Here is a 21330-nt window from a genome sequence, read left to right on the forward strand (position 1 = left end):
GACAGTAAACCTCTTACTTAAAGGGCTGAATCAACCTTGTTTTTTGACGAGCGTCTCGACGATATTCGCCGGCGCCTCAGCGTATTTGGAGAATTCCATGGAGTAGCTCGCGCGACCCTGAGACATGGAACGAACGTCGGTTGCATAACCGAACATTTCCCCAAGCGGAACCTCGGCACGGATAACCTTGCCAGAGACCGAGTCTTCCATACCCTGGATCAGACCACGACGACGGTTCAGGTCACCCATTACATCGCCCATGTAGTCTTCAGGGGTCACTACTTCAACCTTCATGATCGGCTCAAGCACTTTACCGCCGCCCTTACCGGCCAGCTGCTTGGTCGCCATGGAAGCTGCAACCTTGAACGCCATCTCGTTAGAGTCGACGTCATGGTAGGAACCATCGAACACGGTAGCCTTCAGGCCGATCAGCGGATAGCCGGCGACAACGCCGTTCTTCATCTGCTCTTCGATACCCTTCTGGATCGCCGGGATGTATTCCTTCGGAACCACACCACCTACCACTTCGTTGGTGAACACCAAGCCTTCAGTGATATTGCCCTTTTCATCCACGTCTGGAGTGGAGAAACGGATCCAGCAATGACCGAACTGGCCGCGACCACCGGACTGACGAACGAACTTACCTTCGATCTCGACATTGTCCTTGGTGATAGTTTCGCGGTAAGACACCTGCGGCTTGCCGATGTTGGCTTCGACGTTGAACTCGCGACGCATACGATCGACAAGGATGTCGAGGTGAAGCTCACCCATGCCCGAGATGATGGTCTGACCGGTTTCTTCGTCGGTCTGAACACGGAACGATGGATCTTCCTGAGCCAGCTTGCCCAGCGCGATACCCATCTTCTCCTGGTCAGCCTTGGTCTTCGGCTCAACGGCTACCGAAATCACCGGCTCTGGGAAGTCCATGCGCTCGAGAATGATCGGCTTGTCGATCGAGCAGAGCGTGTCACCAGTGGTGACATCCTTCATGCCGATCAGAGCAGCGATATCACCCGCGCGACACTCCTTGATCTCTTCACGCTGGTTGGCGTGCATCTGCACCATCCGACCCACGCGCTCCTTCTTGCCCTTGACCGAGTTCATCACCGAGTCACCGGAAGAGAGAACACCGGAGTAGACGCGAGCGAAGGTCAAGGTACCGACGAAGGGGTCGGTTGCGATCTTGAACGCCAGAGCGGAGAAAGGCTCTTCATCGTTGGCGTAACGCTCATCGGTCAGTTCTTCGTTATCCGGGTTTACGCCCTGGATTGCGGGAATTTCAGTCGGCGCAGGCAGGAAGTCGATAACGGCATCGAGAACCAGAGGCACGCCCTTGTTCTTGAACGAGGAGCCACAGACCGCAGGAACGATTTCACAAGCAATGGTGCGCTGACGCAGACCAGCCTTGATCTCTTCGACGGTCAACTCACCACCTTCGAGATACTTGTTCATCAGCTCTTCATTGGCCTCGGCCGCAGCCTCGATCATGTTCGAGCGATACTCTTCGGCGAGATCCATCAGCTCTGCCGGAATTTCTTCCTCACGGTAGCTGGTGCCCTTGTCCTCATCGTTCCAGTAGATGGCCTTCATCTTGATCAGATCGATCTGACCTTCGAAGTTCTCTTCGGAACCAATGGCGAGCTGAACCGGCACCGGAGTGTGACCCAGGCGCTGCTTGATCTGGCCGACGACACGCAGGAAGTTGGCTCCCTGGCGGTCCATCTTGTTCACGTAGACGATACGCGGAACACCGTACTTGTTGGCCTGACGCCATACGGTCTCGGACTGCGGCTCAACGCCGGAAGTACCGCAGAATACAACCACAGCACCATCGAGAACGCGGAGCGAGCGCTCCACTTCAATGGTGAAGTCAACGTGGCCGGGAGTATCGATGACGTTGACGCGATAGTTGTCGTACTGACCGCGCGAACCCTGCCAGAAGGTCGTTACAGCAGCAGAGGTAATAGTAATACCACGCTCCTGCTCCTGAACCATCCAGTCGGTAGTCGCTGCACCGTCATGCACTTCACCCATCTTATGGCTGAGGCCGGTGTAGAACAGAATCCGCTCCGTCGTGGTGGTCTTGCCCGCGTCGACGTGGGCGCAGATACCGATATTACGGTAGCGGTTGATAGGGGTAGTACGGGCCACAATAAGGTCCTCGTAAAAGTTGCGCTTGATTTAGAAGCGGTAGTGCGAGAAGGCCTTGTTGGCTTCAGCCATACGGTGCACGTCTTCACGCTTCTTGACTGCAGCGCCTTTACCTTCAAAAGCATCCATAAGCTCGCCTGCAAGGCGCAGCGCCATGGATTTCTCGCCACGCTTGCGCGCAGCGTCTACCAGCCAGCGCATGGCCAGGGCATTGCGACGGGAAGGACGAACTTCGACCGGAACCTGGTAGGTAGCACCGCCAACACGGCGGGATTTGACTTCGACCAGCGGAGCGATGGCATCGAGTGCTTTTTCGAAGATTTCCAGGGGATCGCTGTTCTTGCGCTCCTTCACCTTGTCCAAGGCACCATAAACGATACGCTCGGCAACGGCTTTCTTGCCGCTTTCCATCACGTGGTTCATGAACTTGGCCAGGATCAGACTTCCGTATTTCGGATCGTCAAGGATCTCGCGCTTGGCTGCTACACGACGTCTTGGCATTGATAAGCCCTCAAACGGTCTTCAGGTTAGCTCGGAACGGTAACGCACAGGCTACGTCCGACCTTACTCTTATCGACTCAAATAAATAGAAATGCTGCTTACTTCGGACGCTTGGCGCCGTACTTGGAACGACCCTGCTTACGGTCTTTCACGCCGGAAGTATCCAGCGAGCCGCGCACGGTGTGGTAACGCACACCCGGAAGGTCTTTTACACGACCGCCACGGATCAGCACTACGCTGTGTTCTTGCAGGTTGTGACCTTCACCGCCGATGTACGAGGCGACTTCATAGCCATTGGTCAGACGAACACGGCACACTTTACGCAGTGCGGAGTTCGGTTTCTTCGGCGTGGTGGTGTACACACGAGTGCACACGCCACGACGTTGCGGGCAGTTTTGCAGCGCAGGGACGTCGCTTTTCTCGACGACCCGCTTACGCGGCTGACGTACCAGCTGGTTGATAGTTGCCATCTACTAGCTCCACTGTTGTCTTTCGACACAAACGAAAAATGGCAGGGCACGGAGCCCCGCCAAATTAGGGGTACGAGAGTCTAAAGAGCTTCTCGCCCACCGTCAAGGCAGGCCCCGGCTTGTAACCGAGGCCAAGCACTTTAGTTACCGCTGGAGTTCAACGCCTCGGTCAGAGCTGCTTCGACCTCATCGGCGCTCACACGAACGGGCTTGTCGGCTTCACGCTTGCGCTTACGCTCGCTGTGATACTGCAGGCCCGTACCAGCTGGAATCAGGCGACCCACGACTACGTTCTCCTTGAGACCGCGCAGATAATCGCGCTTGCCAGTAACGGCAGCCTCGGTCAGAACACGCGTTGTTTCCTGGAACGACGCCGCAGAAATGAACGACTCGGTCGACAACGACGCCTTGGTGATACCCAGCAGAACGCGGACGTACTTGGAGACGAACTTGTCGTCGTCGCTCAAACGCTCGTTTTCTTCCAATACCTGGGTCAGCTCCATCTGGTCACCCTTGATGAAGCTGGAATCGCCCGACTCACTGATCTCAACCTTGCGCAGCATTTGCCGCAGGATGGTCTCGATGTGCTTGTCGTTGATCTTCACACCTTGCAGACGGTACACGTCCTGAATTTCATTGACGATGTACTTGGCCAGCGCACTGACACCCAAGAGACGAAGGATGTCATGCGGGTTGCTCGGACCATCAGAGATGACCTCGCCCTTGTTCACCTGCTCGCCTTCGAAGACGTTCAGGTGACGCCACTTCGGAATCAGTTCCTCGTACGGATCGCTGCCGTCTGTAGGCGTGATCACCAGGCGGCGCTTGCCCTTGGTTTCCTTACCGAAGGAAATCGTACCGCTGATTTCCGCCAGGATGGACGGCTCCTTCGGACGACGTGCTTCGAACAAGTCAGCAACGCGCGGCAGACCACCGGTGATATCGCGGGTCTTCGAAGTTTCCTGCGGGATACGTGCGATGACGTCACCCACGTTGATCTCGGCACCGTCAGCCACACCCACCAGGGCGTTAGCCGGCAGGAAGTACTGAGCAGGCACGTCGGTACCCGGCAGCAGCAGTTCCTTACCATTGGCGTCGACCATCTTGATCGCTGGGCGAATGTCTTTGCCCGATGCCGGACGGTCCTTCGGATCCATCACTTCGATGTTGGTCAGACCGGTCAACTCGTCGGTCTGGCGCTTGATGGTGATGTTCTCTTCCATGCCGACGAAGGTCACGACACCCTTCATCTCGGTGACGATCGGGTGAGTGTGCGGGTCCCACTTGGCGACCACAGCACCCGCATCGACCTTGTCGCCTTCCTTGACGGAAATCACCGCGCCGTACGGCAGCTTGTAGCGCTCGCGCTCACGACCGAAGTCGTCGGCCACCGCCAGCTCACCGGAGCGGGATACCGCCACCAGCGCACCATCGGCACGTTCTACGTGTTTCAGGTTATGCAGACGAATGGTGCCGCCGTTCTTAACCATGACGTTGTCGACAGCAGAAGTACGGCTGGCCGCACCACCAATGTGGAACGTACGCATGGTCAGCTGGGTACCCGGCTCACCGATGGACTGAGCAGCGATAACGCCCACCGCCTCACCGATGTTCACCTGATGCCCGCGGGCCAGGTCGCGGCCGTAGCACTTGGCGCAGATACCGTAGCGGGTTTCGCAGGAAATAGGCGAGCGCACGACCACTTCGTCGATGCTGTTCAGCTCGATGAAGTCGACCCACTGCTCGTCAACCAGCGTACCGGCCGGCACCAGCACATCGTCGGTGCCCGGCTTGAGTACGTCACGCGCAATCACACGACCGAGAACGCGCTCACCCAGCGGCTCGACTACGTCACCACCCTCGATGTGCGGGGTCATGAACAGCCCCTGCTCGGTACCGCAATCGACCTCCGTAACCACGAGATCCTGCGCAACGTCGACCAGACGACGAGTCAGGTAACCGGAGTTCGCGGTTTTCAGAGCGGTATCCGCCAGACCCTTACGAGCACCGTGAGTGGAGATGAAGTACTGGAGTACGTTCAGACCTTCACGGAAATTCGCGGTAATCGGCGTTTCGATGATCGAGCCGTCCGGCTTGGCCATCAGACCACGCATACCGGCGAGCTGGCGAATCTGCGCAGCGGAACCCCGCGCGCCCGAGTCGGCCATCATGTACATCGAGTTGAACGAGTCCTGCTCGGCTTCGTTACCATCACGATCAATGACCTTCTCCTTGGAGAGGTTGGCCATCATCGCCTTGGAAACTTCATCGTTGGCCTTGGACCAAAGGTCGATCACCTTGTTGTACTTCTCGCCCTGGGTTACCAGGCCGGAAGCGTACTGGCTTTCGATCTCCTTAACTTCCTCGGTTGCCGCATCAATGATGCGTGCTTTCTCATCCGGAATGACGAAGTCATTCACGCCGATGGAAACACCGGAGATAGTCGAGTAGGCGAAACCGGTGTACATCAGCTGGTCGGCGAAGATCACAGTGTCCTTCAGGCCAACAGTGCGGTAGCACAGGTTGATCAGCTTGGAGATTGCCTTCTTCTTCATCGGCTGGTTGACCACGTCGAACGACAGGCCGGCCGGCACGATCTGGAACAGCAGCGCGCGCCCCACAGTGGTGTCGACGATACGGGTGTTCTTGGTGATGCTGCCGTCACGATCCTTGATGGTTTCGTTGATGCGCACCTTCACCCGGGCGTGCAGCGACGCCTCGCCGGCGCGGAAGACACGGTCGACTTCCTGCAGATCCGCAAAGACCCGGCCTTCACCCTCCGCGTTGATGGCTTCACGGGTCATGTAGTACAGACCCAGAACCACGTCCTGCGACGGCACGATGATCGGCTCGCCGTTCGCTGGCGAAAGAATGTTGTTGGTCGACATCATCAGCGCACGCGCTTCCAGCTGGGCTTCCAGCGTCAGCGGCACGTGCACGGCCATCTGGTCACCGTCGAAGTCGGCGTTGTACGCGGCGCAGACCAGCGGGTGCAGCTGAATCGCCTTGCCTTCGATCAGTACTGGCTCAAACGCCTGGATACCCAGACGGTGCAGGGTCGGTGCGCGGTTGAGCAGCACAGGGTGTTCGCGAATGACTTCGGCGAGAACGTCCCAGACCTCGGGCAGCTCGCGCTCTACCATCTTCTTGGCCGCCTTGATGGTGGTGGCCATGCCACGCATTTCGAGCTTGCCGAAAATGAACGGCTTGAATAGCTCGAGAGCCATCTTCTTCGGCAGACCGCACTGATGCAGACGCAAAGTCGGGCCCACGGTGATCACGGAACGACCGGAGTAGTCCACGCGCTTACCGAGCAGGTTCTGACGGAAGCGACCCTGCTTACCCTTGATCATGTCAGCCAGGGACTTCAGCGGGCGCTTGTTAGAGCCGGTGATGGCTCGACCGCGCCGGCCGTTATCCAGCAACGCATCGACGGCTTCCTGCAGCATGCGCTTCTCATTGCGCACGATGATGTCCGGCGCCGACAGGTCGAGCAGACGCTTCAACCGGTTGTTACGGTTGATCACGCGGCGATACAGATCGTTGAGGTCCGAAGTCGCGAAACGACCGCCATCCAGCGGAACCAACGGACGCAGATCCGGCGGCAGTACGGGCAGCACGGTGAGGATCATCCACTCCGGCAGGTTGCCCGAGCCGTGGAACGCTTCCATCAGCTTCAGCCGCTTGGAGAGCTTCTTGATCTTGGTTTCGGAGTTGGTCTGCGGGATTTCCTCGCGCAGGCGACCGATTTCGTGCTCCAGGTCGATCTGGATCAACAGCTCGCGCACAGCCTCGGCACCCATGCGGGCATCGAAGTCGTCACCGAACTCTTCCAGCGCTTCGAAGTACTGCTCGTCATTAAGCAGCTGACCCTTTTCCAGGGTAGTCATGCCCGGATCGATGACGACATAGCTTTCGAAATAGAGCACGCGCTCGATGTCGCGCAGAGTCATGTCCAGGAGCAGACCGATACGGGACGGCAGCGACTTCAGGAACCAGATGTGGGCGACCGGCGAAGCCAGCTCAATGTGCGCCATGCGCTCGCGGCGTACCTTGGCCAGTGCGACTTCCACACCACACTTCTCGCAGATGACACCGCGGTGCTTGAGGCGCTTGTACTTACCGCACAGGCACTCGTAGTCCTTTACCGGACCAAAGATCTTGGCGCAGAACAGACCGTCGCGCTCCGGCTTGAACGTACGGTAGTTGATGGTTTCCGGCTTCTTTACTTCACCGAAGGACCAGGAACGGATCATCTCGGGCGAGGCCAGGGCAATCTTGATGGCATCGAACTCTTCGATTTGACCCTGGTTTTTCAACAGATTCAGCAAGTCTTTCAAGGCCTTTCCTCCTCACGGACCTGCGACACCCGGCCAGTGCCGGGCGCCGCGCAGGCGGTGCGTGGTTATTCGGTTTCCAGATCGATATCGATACCGAGCGAGCGGATCTCTTTGATCAACACGTTGAAGGACTCCGGCATGCCGGCCTCCATACGGTGATCGCCGTCCACGATGTTCTTGTACATCTTGGTCCGCCCGTTCACGTCGTCCGACTTGACCGTGAGCATTTCCTGCAGGGTGTACGCGGCGCCATAGGCTTCCAGCGCCCAAACCTCCATCTCCCCGAAACGCTGACCACCGAACTGGGCTTTACCACCCAGCGGCTGCTGGGTAACCAGGCTGTAGGAACCGGTGGAACGCGCGTGCATCTTGTCGTCGACCAGGTGGTTCAGCTTGAGCATGTACATGTAGCCGACCGTGGTGGTGCGCTCGAATTTGTTGCCGGTACGACCGTCGAACAGCTGCATCTGACCGCTTTCTGGCAGATCAGCCAGCTTCAGCATGGCCTTGATCTCGCGCTCCTTGGCTCCGTCAAATACCGGAGTAGCCATCGGAACGCCCTTGCGCAGGTTGTTGGCCAGGTCCAGCACTTCCTGATCGCTCAGGTCGTCCAGATTTTCCTGACGGCCGCCGATCTCGTTGTAGATCTCGTGCAGGAACTTGCGCAGCTCGGCGACCTTGCGCTGCTCTTCGAGCATCAGATTGATCTTCTCGCCCAGGCCCTTGGCGGCGAGGCCCAGGTGGGTTTCGAGGATCTGACCGACGTTCATACGCGACGGTACGCCAAGCGGGTTGAGCACGATATCGACCGGTGTGCCGTTGGCGTCATGCGGCATGTCTTCGACCGGCATGATCACCGAGACGACACCCTTGTTACCGTGACGACCAGCCATCTTGTCGCCCGGCTGGATGCGACGCTTGATCGCCAGGTAGACCTTGACGATCTTCAGTACGCCCGGCGCCAGGTCGTCGCCCTGCTGCAGCTTGCGCTTCTTGTCTTCGAACTTGTCGTCGAGCAGCTGACGGCGATCGGAGATGTAGGCCTGAGCCTTTTCCAATTGCTCGTTCAGCGCATCTTCGGCCATGCGCAGCTTGAACCACTGCCCATGCTCCAACCCGTCAAGGATCTCGTCAGTGATGACAGCACCTTTCTTGAGGCCGGCACCGCCCTCGGCAGTCGCGCCAACCAGAGCCGAGCGCAGGCGTTCGAAGGTAGCGCCTTCGACGATACGGAACTCCTCGTTGAGGTCCTTGCGGATCTCGTCGAGTTGCATCTTCTCGATAGCCAGCGCACGGGAGTCGCGCTCGACACCGTCGCGGATGAAGACCTGCACGTCGATAACGGTACCTTTGGTGCCAGTCGGCACACGCAGGGAGGTGTCCTTCACATCGGACGCCTTCTCACCGAAGATCGCGCGCAGGAGCTTCTCTTCCGGAGTCAGCTGGGTTTCGCCTTTCGGAGTCACCTTGCCGACCAGGATATCGCCCGGGCCGACTTCGGCACCAACGTAGACAATACCCGCCTCGTCCAGCTTGTTCAGCGCCGCTTCGCCCACGTTCGGGATGTCCGCGGTGATTTCCTCTGGACCGAGCTTGGTGTCACGCGACACACAGGTCAGTTCCTGGATATGGATAGTGGTGAAACGATCTTCCTGAACCACACGCTCCGAGAGGAGGATGGAGTCTTCGAAGTTGTAGCCGTTCCAAGGCATGAACGCGACGCGCATGTTCTGCCCGAGCGCCAGCTCCCCCATATCAGTGGAAGGGCCGTCAGCCATGATGTCGCCACGCTCCACCACGTCACCCTTGCGAACCAGCGGACGCTGGTTGATGCAGGTGTTCTGGTTGGAACGGGTGTACTTGGTCAGGTTGTAGATGTCGACACCCGCTTCGCCGGTCTCGACCTCCCCATCATGAACACGTACGACTACACGGCTCGCGTCGACTGAATCGATCACACCGCCACGACGGGCAACCACGCAAACGCCGGAGTCGCGCGCCACGTTGCGCTCCATACCAGTACCGACCAGCGGCTTGTCCGAACGCAGAGTCGGCACCGCCTGACGCTGCATGTTCGAGCCCATCAGAGCGCGGTTGGCGTCGTCGTGTTCGAGGAACGGAATCAGCGAGGCAGCGACGGAAACGACCTGCTTGGGCGACACGTCCATCAGGGTCACGTCTTCCGGAGCCTTGACGGTAAATTCGTTCAAGTGACGTACAGCAACCAGTTCGTCGACCAGCTTGCGACCTTCCAGCTTGGCGCTGGCCTGAGCAATAACATGGTCGGCTTCTTCGATCGCCGAGAGGAACACGATCTCATCAGTGACCTCGCCTTCCTTGACCACGCGGTACGGGCTTTCCAGGAAGCCGTACTGGTTGGTGCGAGCATAGGCAGCCAGTGAGTTGATCAGGCCGATGTTCGGACCTTCAGGAGTCTCGATCGGGCATACGCGACCGTAGTGGGTCGGGTGTACGTCACGCACTTCGAAGCCGGCGCGCTCACGGGTCAGACCACCCGGGCCAAGTGCGGAGACACGGCGCTTGTGGGTGATTTCCGACAGCGGGTTGTTCTGGTCCATGAACTGCGAAAGCTGGCTGGAACCGAAGAACTCCTTGACCGCCGCCGCAACCGGCTTGGCATTGATCAGGTCCTGCGGCATCAGGCCTTCACTTTCGGCCATCGACAGACGCTCCTTGACGGCGCGCTCGACACGGACCAGACCAACGCGGAACTGGTTCTCGGCCATCTCGCCAACGCAACGAACACGACGGTTACCCAGGTGATCGATGTCGTCAACGATGCCCTTGCCGTTACGAATATCGACCAGGGTCTTGAGGACGGCGACGATGTCTTCGCGGCTCAGAACGCCCGAACCCTCGATCTCGGTACGACCGATACGACGGTTGAACTTCATCCGACCCACAGCGGACAGGTCGTAGCGCTCCGAGGCGAAGAACAGATTGTTGAACAACGTCTCGGCTGCATCCTTGGTTGGCGGCTCGCCAGGACGCATCATGCGATAGATCTCGACCAGCGCTTCAAGCTGGTTGGTGGTCGAGTCGATCTTCAGCGTATCGGAAATGAACGGACCGCAGTCGATATCGTTGGTGTACAGGGTCTCGAAACGAACGACCTGAGCCTTGACGATCTTCGCCATGGCATCAACCGTCAGCTCGGTGTTGCACTCCGCGATGATTTCGCCGGTGGCCGGATGCACGATCGCCTTGGCAACGGTGCGCCCCAAGACGTAGTCCATCGGCATCTCAAGCTCTTTGATACCGGACTTATCGAGCTGATTGATGTGACGAGCCGTGATGCGACGCCCCTGCTCGACGATGACCTTGCCGTTCTCATCCTTGATGTCGAACGTGGCGATCTCGCCACGCAGACGCTGCGGCACCAGCTCCAACGCAAGGGTTTCGCCCTTCACATGGAAGATGTTGGTGTCGTAGAAGGCATCGAGAATTTCTTCGGTGCTGTAATTCAAAGCACGCAGAAGTACCGAAGCGGGCAGCTTGCGGCGACGATCGATACGGACGAATACGGCATCCTTCGGATCGAATTCGAAGTCCAGCCAAGAGCCACGGTAAGGAATGATACGAGCAGAATACAAAAGCTTACCGGAGCTGTGAGTCTTGCCACGGTCGTGATCGAAGAACACGCCCGGCGAGCGGTGCAGCTGGGAGACAATAACGCGCTCGGTACCGTTGATGATAAAGGTACCGTTCTCGGTCATCAGGGGGATTTCCCCCATGTAGACTTCCTGCTCCTTGATGTCCTTGATGGCCTTGTTCGACGACTCTTTGTCGAAAATGATCAGGCGCACCTTGACGCGCAGCGGAACGGCGAAGGTCACGCCGCGCAGGACACATTCCTTGACATCGAAAGCCGGCTCGCCCAGGCGATAGCCGACGTATTCCAGCGCTGCATTGCCGGAATAGCTGATAATAGGGAAAACGGATTTGAAGGCTGCATGCAAGCCAATGTCGCGGAACTGATCTTTGGTCGCTCCCGCCTGCAGGAATTCGCGGTACGAATCCAGCTGGATGGCCAAAAGATACGGCACGTCCATCACGTGCGGTAACTTGCTAAAGTCCTTGCGGATACGTTTTTTCTCAGTGTATGAGTAAGCCATCAGCGTTCCCCAGCTTGGTCACCTGCTTGTTGGCTTCTCCCGACGGGAGCAGCCAGAAAATCTTGCGAATCCCTTGATTCGCACCACCCTAAAGTGGCTTTCCGAGGAATAGCCAGCAGGGCTGACTTTCCATAACGGAAAAAGGCCGGTGGCAAAAGCCACCAGCCATCAGCCTTTCGCGAATCGCTCGGGCTGTAGACGCAAAGTCGTCGCTTACTTGAGCTCGACTTTGGCGCCTGCTTCTTCCAGAGTCTTCTTGGCTGCTTCGGCTTCTTCTTTCGAAACGCCTTCCTTGACCACGCCCGGGGCGCCGTCAACGACAGCCTTGGCTTCTTTCAGGCCCAGACCGGTCAGCTCGCGAACAGCCTTGATCACGTTGACCTTCTTTTCGCCAGCTTCAGCCAGAACGATGGTGAACTCGGTTTGCTCTTCGACAGCAGCAGCAGCCGGGCCAGCAGCAGCAACGGTGGCAGCAGCAGCGGTCACGCCGAACTTTTCTTCCATTGCCTTGATCAGTTCAACAACCTGCATCACGGACATTTCGGAAACGGCGTTGATGATATCTTCGTTGGTCAGAGCCATGACTCTAGTTCCTGTATTAGGTGACGGCCTACGGCCATCTAATTCAAAAAGTGATTGCGAAAGAATCTACGCTATTACGCGGCAGCAGCTTCTTTCTGGTCGCGAACGGCCGCCAGTGTACGAGCCAGCTTGCTGGTGGCGCCTTGGATAACGCTCATCAGCTGAGAAATGGCTTCGTCGTAGGTCGGCAGAGTTGCCAGTACGTCGATCTGGTTGGCTGCGAGGAACTGCCCCTCGAACGCAGCGGCCTTGATCTCGAACTTGTCCTGACCCTTGGAGAACTCCTTGAAGATACGAGCAGCAGCGCCCGGATGTTCGTTGGAGAACGCAATCAGGGTCGGGCCTTTGAACACGTCGTTGAGCACTTCGAACTGCGTGCCATCAACAGCGCGGCGCAGCAGGGTGTTACGTACAACACGCACGTAAACACCAGCTTCGCGGGCCTCTTTACGGAGTCCGGTCATGGCCCCCACGGTCACGCCACGGGCATCAGCCACGACAGCGGACAGGGCGGCTTTGGCAGCCTCGTTGACTTCAGCGACGATGGCCTTCTTGTCTTCGAGTTTGATTGCCACGGGTTACACTCCTGGATGTTACCGTTTCATCCGGTCGAAACCGGACTGGATTTGGTGTCTGATTCGGTACGAATCGGGAGCACCTCTGCGTAGGCTTGCGGTTTAAGGCTTTCGCCGCCTACGGTCTTGGATAGCCCCCGCCAGGCAGGGACCCCAATCTTTGCAGGCGCCCTCGAAGGGGCGCCGTCGCCTTACGCTTCCAGGGAAGCCTGATCGATGACCAGTCCCGGACCCATGGTGGTGCTCAGGGTCACGCGCTTGACGTAAATACCTTTGGAAGTCGACGGCTTCAGACGCTTAAGATCCGAAAGCAGCGCTTCGACGTTCTGCTTCAGCTGGCCAGCCTCGAAACCAACCTTACCCACCGAGGTATGGATGATGCCGTTCTTGTCGGTACGGAAACGTACCTGACCAGCCTTGGCATTTTTGACGGCGGTAGCGACATCTGGAGTTACGGTGCCTACCTTCGGGTTTGGCATCAGACCACGCGGACCAAGAATCTGGCCCAACTGACCAACAACACGCATGGCGTCCGGCGAGGCGATGACTACGTCATAGTTCAGATCGCCACCTTTCATTTCGGCAGCCAGCTCGTCCATACCAACGCGATCTGCGCCAGCGGCCAGTGCGGCCTCAGCACCGGGACCCTGAGTGAACACGGCAACACGAACGCTCTTGCCAGTACCATTCGGCAGAACGGTTGCGCCACGAACGACCTGGTCGGATTTACGCGGATCAACACCCAGATTGATCGCGATATCGAACGACTCGGCGAACTTAACAGCCGAAACCTCAGCCAACAGCTTTGCGGCATCTTCGAAAGCGTACTGCTTGCCGGCTTCGACTTTCTCGGCGATAGCCTTCTGGCGCTTGGTCAACTTAGCCATTACACACCCTCCACGTTCAGGCCCATGCTGCGAGCGGAACCAGCGATGGTCCGAACAGCAGCCTCCATTTCGGCAGCAGTCAGATCAGCCTGCTTGGTTTTGGCGATCTCTTCCAACTGCGCACGAGTGACGGTGCCGACCTTCTGGGTGTTGGGGCGAGCGGAACCGCTGGTGATACCAGCAGCTTTCTTCAGCAGCACCGCAGCCGGAGTACTCTTGGTTTCAAAGGTGAAGCTACGATCGCTGTATACAGTGATGATCACTGGAGTTGGCAGACCGGGCTCCTGGCCCTGGGTCCTGGCATTGAATGCCTTGCAGAACTCCATGATGTTTACGCCGTGCTGACCCAAGGCAGGACCAACGGGCGGCGACGGGTTAGCCTGACCGGCCTTTACCTGAAGCTTGATGTAAGCTTGAATTTTCTTAGCCATAGTTACTCCATTACGGGTTATAGCGCCTTTCGGCTCCCCATTACTGATTTATCCCAGTGACGACAAAACCCCGCAGCCTGAAACTGCGGGGTGAGGGATGCTTCGTTCAGTTAAACCTTCTCGACCTGACTGAACTCCAGCTCTACTGGCGTAGAGCGACCGAAGATCAGAACCGCAACCTGGATCCGACTCTTCTCATAATTAACCTCTTCAACCACACCATTGAAGTCAGCGAAGGGGCCATCCGCCACCCGCACCACCTCACCCGGCTCGAAGAGCGTCTTCGGCTTCGGCTTGTCACTTCCGTCAGCAACACGACGAAGGATAGCCTCGGCCTCTTTATCGGTAATGGGTGCCGGCTTGTCAGCCGTACCACCAATGAAACCCATTACTCGAGGAGTATCCTTGACGAGATGCCAAGTACCCTCACTCATTTCCATCTGAACCAGAACGTAACCAGGGAAGAATTTTCGCTCACTCTTGCGCTTCTGCCCGTTACGCATCTCGACCACCTCTTCAGTGGGAACGAGAATCTCGCCGAACTCATCTTCCATGCCGGCAAGCTTGACACGCTCAACAAGAGAGCGCATGACGTGCTTCTCGTAACCCGAGTAAGCATGCACAACATACCAACGCTTAGCCACGAGACACCCTTAACCAACAACCATGGAGACCAACCAACCGAGCAGGGAATCAAGCCCCCACAACAGCAGCGCCATCACCAAAACAACAACAACAACGATCAACGTTGTCTGCGTGGTTTCTTGACGGGTCGGCCAGACGACCTTGCGAATCTCGCCACGCGCTTCTTTCAGCAACACAGCGAACGAACGCCCTTTGGACGTCTGCAAAGCAACAAACGCAGCAATTACGCCTATCGCCAGCACTGCAAGGACACGATAGAGAATCGGCTCAGCGGAGTAGTATTGGTTACCAACCACAGCAACCACCACCAAAGCAGCCACAACAAGCCACTTCACCAGATCGAAGCGCGCGTCATTGGCTTCAGCTTTGATATTCATCTGCTAGAACCTTGTAAAGACTGCCAAATTCGATATTGAAAATGGCAGGCCAGGAGGGAATCGAACCCCCAACCTGCGGTTTTGGAGACCGCCGCTCTGCCAATTGAGCTACTGGCCTAGAAAGAGTCAGGCCGACTATTATGCCGACCCGCTTCAAACAGATCAATCGTTATTCGACGATCTTGGCAACCACGCCAGCACCAACGGTACGACCACCTTCGCGAATCGCGAAGCGCAGGCCGTCTTCCATGGCGATCGGCTTGATCAGGGTGACAACCATTTTCACGTTGTCGCCCGGCATTACCATCTCAACGCCTTCCGGCAGCTCGCACGAACCGGTCACGTCGGTGGTACGGAAGTAGAACTGCGGACGATAGCCCTTGAAGAACGGGGTGTGACGACCACCCTCTTCCTTGGACAGAACGTACACTTCGGCTTCGAACTTGGTGTGCGGCTTGATGGTGCCCGGCTTGGCCAGAACCTGGCCACGCTCGACGTCATCACGCTTGGTACCACGCAGCAGAACGCCGCAGTTCTCACCGGCACGACCTTCGTCGAGCAGCTTGCGGAACATTTCGACACCGGTACAGGTGGTCTTGGTGGTATCACGCAGACCAACGATCTCGATTTCTTCCTGAACCTTGACGATGCCGCGCTCAACACGACCAGTCACAACGGTACCGCGACCGGAAATGGAGAACACGTCCTCGATCGGCATCAGGAACGGCTTGTCGATGGCGCGAACCGGCTCAGGGATGTAGGTATCCAGAGTCTCGACCAGCTTCTTGACCGCAGTAGTGCCCAGTTCGTTGTCATCTTCGCCATTCAGCGCCATCAGCGCGGAACCGATGATGATCGGCGTGTCGTCACCCGGGAAATCATAGGTCGACAGCAGATCACGAACTTCCATTTCGACCAGCTCGAGCAACTCGGCGTCGTCGACCATGTCGGCCTTGTTCAGGAACACGACGATGTACGGAACACCCACCTGACGGGACAGCAGGATGTGCTCGCGAGTCTGCGGCATGGGGCCGTCAGCAGCGGAGCAAACCAGGATCGCACCATCCATCTGGGCAGCACCGGTGATCATGTTCTTCACATAGTCAGCGTGACCCGGGCAGTCAACATGCGCGTAGTGACGGACATTGGAGTCGTACTCTACGTGAGCGGTGTTGATGGTGATACCGCGAGCCTTCTCTTCCGGCGCGCTATCGATCTTGTCGAAGTCGACACGAGCGGAGCCGAAAACTTCGGAGCACACGCGAGTCAGAGCGGCAGTCAGAGTGGTCTTGCCATGGTCGACGTGACCAATGGTGCCGACGTTGACGTGCGGTTTGTTACGTTCGAACTTTTCTTTAGCCATCGAGACCGTCTCCCATCGTTGAATTGAGCTAGTCACGCCACCATTAAAACAAAGGCAGATATATACATATCTGCCTTTGGAGTTTGGAGCTCATGAGCGGATTCGAACCGCTGACCTCACCCTTACCAAGGGTGTGCTCTACCAACTGAGCTACATGAGCGAATCGCATTGCGCAACCACCGAAGCTGGAGCGGGTAGCGGGAATCGAACCCGCATCATCAGCTTGGAAGGCTGAGGTTCTACCACTAAACTATACCCGCGAACGCCGAAGCCTACGCTTGAATCTGGTGGAGGGGGAAGGATTCGAACCTTCGAAGTCTATGACGTCAGATTTACAGTCTGATCCCTTTGGCCGCTCGGGAACCCCTCCAAAGTGAGGCGGCATTTTCATCACTTGCCACCCTACTGTCAAGCTTTTCCTCATAAAAATCTTGAGGTTAGCTTTACTGACAGCCGCCTTGCCAAGGAATCTTGGATTCCCCACGGCGAAGCGGGCGCCATTCTATTTAAACTATTGAGAAGATGCAATGCCAGTGCAGGGCATATGGCGAAATTGCAGGGCAGGCATGTCTGCTTTCAAGCTTTCCATGACCCCATCACCCAATTGATCACGACTAGCGGCGCTCACCTGCACCCAGTATTTGGAGTGCATTCTCGGCAACTCACGCACCAGCGCCGAATAATCAACCTCGCTTAAGCGCGCCACTACGCCCTCTGCCGAATCCTTTCGGGAGAAGATGCCCAGTGAAATGCCATTAGCCAAGTCACCAACGGTAATGATGTAGCTGTCAATATTACGGCTTTGCAACTCGCGCAATTGCCGCAGGGAAGCCTGCCTGGAAGCGAGCGGCGGCAGATACACCCAATAATCCACGCCAACCTCGGTATCTATCCGTCGTATTTCCGACTGGATATCCAAGCTCAAAAGCCGCTGCTCCAAGGAAAGCACAGGCGACTCCTCATCGAAGCCACCCAGAAATAGGCAGCCACCGTCGGACGACGCCGACTGCCCGCCGCCTTTATGGCTCGAAGGAGAGGATTCACTAAGCAGAGTGATGTTGGGCTTCGGCCGGTCATAAGCATCAAGAGGCACCACCTCCTTGATGCGCACGGGTGACTGATACTGATGCTGCACCCAGAAGAATACGTTCAACAGCACCAACAGGAAAAATAACCAACGCATGCAGGCTCGACCTTCTATGTGACGCTAGGGACAAGCAATCGCCAGCCCGCGGAAGACCAGATCCGGAACCCGCCTAACCCCGACCATATCGTCGATCAGCGTTGCGTCGCCACCGGTGGAGTAGATTACAAAGTCAGCCCCCAGATAGTCGCTGGCCGCCAGGACTTGCGAAGCAACAAAACTACGCAGCATCAGAAAGCAACCCCGCTCGACCGCCTGGACGGTGCTTCGCCCAGGCGCAGGCTCACCTTGCATCATTGGGATTTCTTCTGCCGTATAGCTGATGCGTCGGGTATGGGTAGTCAACTGCTGCCTAAGAAGAGAAATTCCTGGGCAAATGTAGCCCCCCAGATGGCCGCCCTCTGCATCAACGAAGTCAACCGTGACCGCCGTCCCCAGGTCGATTACCACCATTGCCCGGCGCTCCAACTGGAACGCGCCAACCATGGCCAACCAACGGTCCATCCCTAAACGGTCGTACTCGAGGTACCCGTTCACTACGCCACCAAGCCGAGGCGCTGGTAGAGCGCGCTGTACGTCAATGAACAATGCACTGGAGATGCACGAACACAGCTCTTCAGTCTCGAGATCGCTACGAACGCTGACTAGCCGCGCACGCTCAATCTTTACGCCAGTCAGGCCAGAGAGCGCACTAAGAAGGTCCACGGCCGATACAGAAGCGCCCTGAGCCGCAACATCACCGCTTACTTGCAACACCCGCCATTTGATCAAGCTATTGCCACAGTCGAGCTCGAGAATCATTGATCAAGCCTCAAACTTAGCTCACCACCACTGAAGGAGCGCACCCCCCCATCAATCATCATCCTGAGCCCGCCTTGATCATCGACGCCCAAGACCGTGCCCGAGCAATCTTGAGACCCGGTACTCAGCGTGCATTTCAGGCCTTGCCAGACATGGTTAGATTCCCACTCACCCTTCATCGCAGCAAACCCGACCTGGGCATGCCGCTCCAAATTTTGTCTAAGGGTGGCGGCCAATGTCAGCAGCAACTCGTTTCGATCAACCATACCTGCATGCTCTTTAACGGATGTCCAAAGCTGACCTATTCCCGCCGCCTCAATCATATTGACATTGATGCCGATGCCGATAATTACGTGACATACATCCGCCGGGTCGCCAGTCAGCTCAAGCAGAATCCCTGCGATCTTGCGGCCATCAACGTATACGTCGTTAGGCCACTTGACGCCCGCTTGCGAGATGCCGACTTGATGTAGCACCTGCATTACCGCCAGCCCGACCACCAGACTCATACCAGAAAGCTGACTAGCACCGCCCTGCACCTTTATAGCCAAGCTGCAATAAAGGTTCTGCCCGAAAGGGCTCACCCAACTACGACCGCGCCGCCCTCTACCAGCAGACTGAGCCTCTGCAAGAACCAAAAAAGGAGGTGGCACGATCTGCAGGAGCCGCAATGCCTGAGCATTAGTAGAGTCAATCGAGTCGTAAAGATGCAGCGACCACCCAATCTGCTCCAGTTGCGGCGCGAGCGCCTCATGATTGAGCAGCGAAAGAGGTTCCGCCAAGCGGTACCCACGCCCGGGGACTTTATAGAGGTTAAGCGCTGCGTCAGCCTGAATACGTTGCAGGTGCTTCCAGACCGCACTGCGACTTATGCCGAGCGCCTCCCCCAGTTCACGCCCCGAATGAAAGCGCCCATCCTGAAGCAACGTTAACAGCCTATACATGCCACCCCCAAAAGAGGCCGAATGATAGCGACACCAACGGCAGGTGCCTATCACAGTCTTTAAATCGCCCAAAAGCAAACCCCCGACCAGCTTACGCGGGTCGGGGGTTTGGGAAAGGAGCTTGACGATGACCTACTCTCACATGGGGAGACCCCACACTACCATCGGCGATGCGTCGTTTCACTACTGAGTTCAATACTGCTTGGGTTTTGAGAAAACCCTAAACTTGGCTCAGCAATCGCAAATCTCTTTACAAGTAAAGAGTAACTCTCGAATAAACGAGTGTTGCTTTGTGATGCTGATAATCTATCTGACCATCAGTCTTACATTCACAAGCACCCACACGAATTGCTTGATTCAGTTGTTAAAGAGCGTTTCGATCAAGTCTTTCGTCTCAACCGAGGCCGCGCATTCTACAGCAGCCTTGTTACCTGTCAAGCTGTTTTTGAAGAAGTTTTTCTTTCTTCTCAACCGCTTCCGCTTCAGATCAACTTGCGTCTCTCGTCAGCGGGAGGCGAATCATACAGCGTTCAAAACCGCTGTCAACCACCTCTTTCAACCGCTTCCGATCAACCCGACCGAAGCCACCAACAGGATCCAACCACCACCCTGCCAGCCCGGCGCATTCTACTCGAATCCGCCATCCGTGCAACCCTTTTATTTCGCTAACCTTTTGATTTACAAGAGATTTTGCTTAAGGACTGCGCCGGAAGTGGTGCGCATTATAGGAGCCTGAAAATCAACGTCAACCGTTTATTTCAGTTTTATTCTGCCTTGAGGGAAATACGTGCAAACGACTTCTTTCCAGCCTGGCAAACATGGGTCGCGCCAAGCCTGAATACGAAACCACGATCCACTACCTGCCCATCAACACGGACACCGCTAGAACCCAGCAAGTCACGCGCGACAGCTGCATTCTTGACCAGCGCCGCCTTATTAAGGACCGACGCAATGGGCATGTCCTGATCAGAGATCAGTTCGATTTCCGGAAGGTCTTCGGGAAGCTCACCCTCCTTCATCCGATTACCCGCAGAACGATGCGCAGCCGCAGCCGCTTCGTCCCCATGGAAACGCGCAACGATCTCCTCGGCCAGCTTGATCTTGATATCCCGGGGATTGGATCCCCGCTCGACATCAGCACGAAACTCATCGAGCTCACCCTGCGACCGGAAGCTAAGCAGCTCGAAGTACCGCCACATGAGCGAATCAGGGATCGAGACCAACTTGCTATACATGACGCCTGGCGCTTCTTGAATCCCTACGTAATTACCAAGAGACTTGGACATCTTCTTCACGCCATCCAGCCCCTCAAGCAACGGCATGGTCACTACGCACTGCGAGGCCTGACCGTACGACCGCTGAAGCTCACGCCCCATAAGCAAGTTGAATTTCTGGTCAGTTCCTCCGAGTTCTATGTCAGCCCTCAACGCAACCGAGTCATACCCCTGGACGAGCGGATAGAGGAACTCATGGATGGCTATCGGCTGGTTCGTGGAGTAGCGCTTACTGAAGTCATCACGCTCAAGCATGCGAGCGACAGTATATTGAGAAGCTAGACGGATAAAGTCGGCTGGAGTCAGCTTGTCCATCCAGGCTGAATTAAACGCCACCTCGGTCTTTGCGGGATCGAGTATCTTAAAAACCTGAGACTTGTAAGTTTCGGCGTTCTCGAGGACCTGCTCCCTGGTCAAAGGGGGCCGTGTGGCGCTTTTGCCACTTGGATCACCAATCATTCCGGTGAAATCCCCTATAAGGAAGATCACCTGATGCCCCAAGTCCTGAAGCTGGCGCATCTTATTAATGAGCACGGTATGCCCGAGATGAAGATCGGGAGCGGTAGGGTCGAATCCCGCTTTGACGCGCAACGGTTCGCCTCGCTCAAGCTTAGCGACCAGCTCCGATTCGACGAGCACCTCATCAGCGCCCCGTTTGATCACCGACAGTTGCTCTTCAACCGACTTCATGGCAAGCCCCGTACCATTA

Annotated in this window: 17 protein-coding genes and 4 tRNA genes; 1 reads left to right on the top strand and 20 read right to left on the bottom strand. The window is 56.8% G+C overall.

Annotated elements, in window-relative coordinates; translation table 11 throughout:
• Positions 1-30: 30 nt before the first annotated feature.
• The 19 genes from fusA to birA all read right to left on the bottom strand — a co-directional run bounded on the left by fusA (position 31) and on the right by birA (position 19347).
• Positions 31-2151 carry an elongation factor G gene (fusA, locus tag CW305_RS12015; protein WP_104097999.1) on the bottom strand — a complete coding sequence of 707 codons (2121 nt, stop codon included), beginning with the start codon at positions 2149-2151 and terminating at the stop codon, positions 31-33.
• Positions 2152-2181: 30 nt separating this feature from the next.
• Positions 2182-2652: a 30S ribosomal protein S7 gene (rpsG, locus tag CW305_RS12020; protein WP_003280834.1), complete on the bottom strand. Its 471-nt coding sequence runs from the start codon at positions 2650-2652 to the stop codon at positions 2182-2184.
• Between the two features lie 98 nt (positions 2653-2750).
• The gene (gene rpsL, locus CW305_RS12025; protein ID WP_003280832.1) at positions 2751-3122 is read right to left on the bottom strand and encodes a 30S ribosomal protein S12; all 372 of its coding nucleotides are present in this window, start codon (positions 3120-3122) and stop codon (positions 2751-2753) included.
• A gap of 140 nt (positions 3123-3262) precedes the next feature.
• Complete coding sequence (rpoC, locus tag CW305_RS12030) at positions 3263-7462, bottom strand: DNA-directed RNA polymerase subunit beta' (protein WP_104098000.1); 4200 nt, start codon at positions 7460-7462, stop codon at positions 3263-3265.
• Between the two features lie 65 nt (positions 7463-7527).
• Positions 7528-11598 carry a DNA-directed RNA polymerase subunit beta gene (rpoB, locus tag CW305_RS12035; RefSeq protein ID WP_014821636.1) on the bottom strand — a complete coding sequence of 1357 codons (4071 nt, stop codon included), beginning with the start codon at positions 11596-11598 and terminating at the stop codon, positions 7528-7530.
• Between the two features lie 213 nt (positions 11599-11811).
• Positions 11812-12180, bottom strand: a complete 369-nt coding sequence (gene rplL, locus CW305_RS12040; RefSeq protein WP_003293014.1) for a 50S ribosomal protein L7/L12 — start codon at positions 12178-12180, stop codon at positions 11812-11814.
• Positions 12181-12254: 74 nt separating this feature from the next.
• On the bottom strand, positions 12255-12755 hold the full coding sequence (gene rplJ / locus CW305_RS12045) for a 50S ribosomal protein L10 (RefSeq protein ID WP_003280824.1): 501 nt from the start codon (positions 12753-12755) through the stop codon (positions 12255-12257).
• A 191-nt stretch (positions 12756-12946) separates the two neighbouring features.
• Positions 12947-13642: a 50S ribosomal protein L1 gene (gene rplA / locus CW305_RS12050; protein WP_023445635.1), complete on the bottom strand. Its 696-nt coding sequence runs from the start codon at positions 13640-13642 to the stop codon at positions 12947-12949.
• Entirely contained in the window at positions 13642-14073 is a 432-nt protein-coding gene (gene rplK, locus CW305_RS12055) for a 50S ribosomal protein L11 (protein ID WP_003280820.1), read from the bottom strand. The genes rplA and rplK overlap by 1 nt, the downstream gene beginning before the upstream one ends.
• Before the next feature lie 110 nt (positions 14074-14183).
• Positions 14184-14717, bottom strand: a complete 534-nt coding sequence (gene nusG / locus CW305_RS12060; protein WP_014821638.1) for a transcription termination/antitermination protein NusG — start codon at positions 14715-14717, stop codon at positions 14184-14186.
• A 9-nt stretch (positions 14718-14726) separates the two neighbouring features.
• Positions 14727-15095 carry a preprotein translocase subunit SecE gene (gene secE, locus CW305_RS12065; RefSeq protein WP_041015125.1) on the bottom strand — a complete coding sequence of 123 codons (369 nt, stop codon included), beginning with the start codon at positions 15093-15095 and terminating at the stop codon, positions 14727-14729.
• Between the two features lie 42 nt (positions 15096-15137).
• Positions 15138-15213: transfer RNA gene (locus CW305_RS12070), tRNA-Trp, on the bottom strand.
• A gap of 51 nt (positions 15214-15264) precedes the next feature.
• The gene (tuf, locus tag CW305_RS12075) at positions 15265-16458 is read right to left on the bottom strand and encodes an elongation factor Tu (RefSeq protein ID WP_014821633.1); all 1194 of its coding nucleotides are present in this window, start codon (positions 16456-16458) and stop codon (positions 15265-15267) included.
• Between the two features lie 84 nt (positions 16459-16542).
• Positions 16543-16618: transfer RNA gene (locus CW305_RS12080), tRNA-Thr, on the bottom strand.
• A 26-nt stretch (positions 16619-16644) separates the two neighbouring features.
• Positions 16645-16718, bottom strand: a tRNA-Gly gene (locus CW305_RS12085).
• Between the two features lie 25 nt (positions 16719-16743).
• Positions 16744-16828, bottom strand: a tRNA-Tyr gene (locus CW305_RS12090).
• A 141-nt stretch (positions 16829-16969) separates the two neighbouring features.
• A complete protein-coding gene (locus tag CW305_RS12095; RefSeq protein WP_104098001.1) occupies positions 16970-17641 on the bottom strand; it encodes an SPOR domain-containing protein in 672 nt (223 codons plus the stop codon).
• A gap of 24 nt (positions 17642-17665) precedes the next feature.
• The gene (locus tag CW305_RS12100) at positions 17666-18403 is read right to left on the bottom strand and encodes a type III pantothenate kinase (RefSeq protein WP_041015744.1); all 738 of its coding nucleotides are present in this window, start codon (positions 18401-18403) and stop codon (positions 17666-17668) included.
• On the bottom strand, positions 18400-19347 hold the full coding sequence (birA, locus tag CW305_RS12105) for a bifunctional biotin--[acetyl-CoA-carboxylase] ligase/biotin operon repressor BirA (protein ID WP_104098002.1): 948 nt from the start codon (positions 19345-19347) through the stop codon (positions 18400-18402). The genes CW305_RS12100 and birA overlap by 4 nt, the downstream gene beginning before the upstream one ends.
• A 295-nt stretch (positions 19348-19642) precedes the next feature.
• On the opposite strand from birA, the gene CW305_RS12110 reads away from it, so the two are divergent.
• Positions 19643-20083, top strand: coding sequence for a hypothetical protein (locus tag CW305_RS12110; protein WP_104098003.1), 441 nt, complete (start codon positions 19643-19645; stop codon positions 20081-20083).
• Positions 20084-20111: 28 nt separating this feature from the next.
• Here the strand turns inward: CW305_RS12110 and tyrS are convergent, their stop codons facing one another.
• The gene (tyrS, locus tag CW305_RS12115) at positions 20112-21311 is read right to left on the bottom strand and encodes a tyrosine--tRNA ligase (RefSeq protein ID WP_044314599.1); all 1200 of its coding nucleotides are present in this window, start codon (positions 21309-21311) and stop codon (positions 20112-20114) included.
• Positions 21312-21330 lie beyond the last annotated feature (19 nt).

Source organism: Stutzerimonas kunmingensis, assembly GCF_002929225.1.
GTDB lineage: Bacteria > Pseudomonadota > Gammaproteobacteria > Pseudomonadales > Pseudomonadaceae > Stutzerimonas.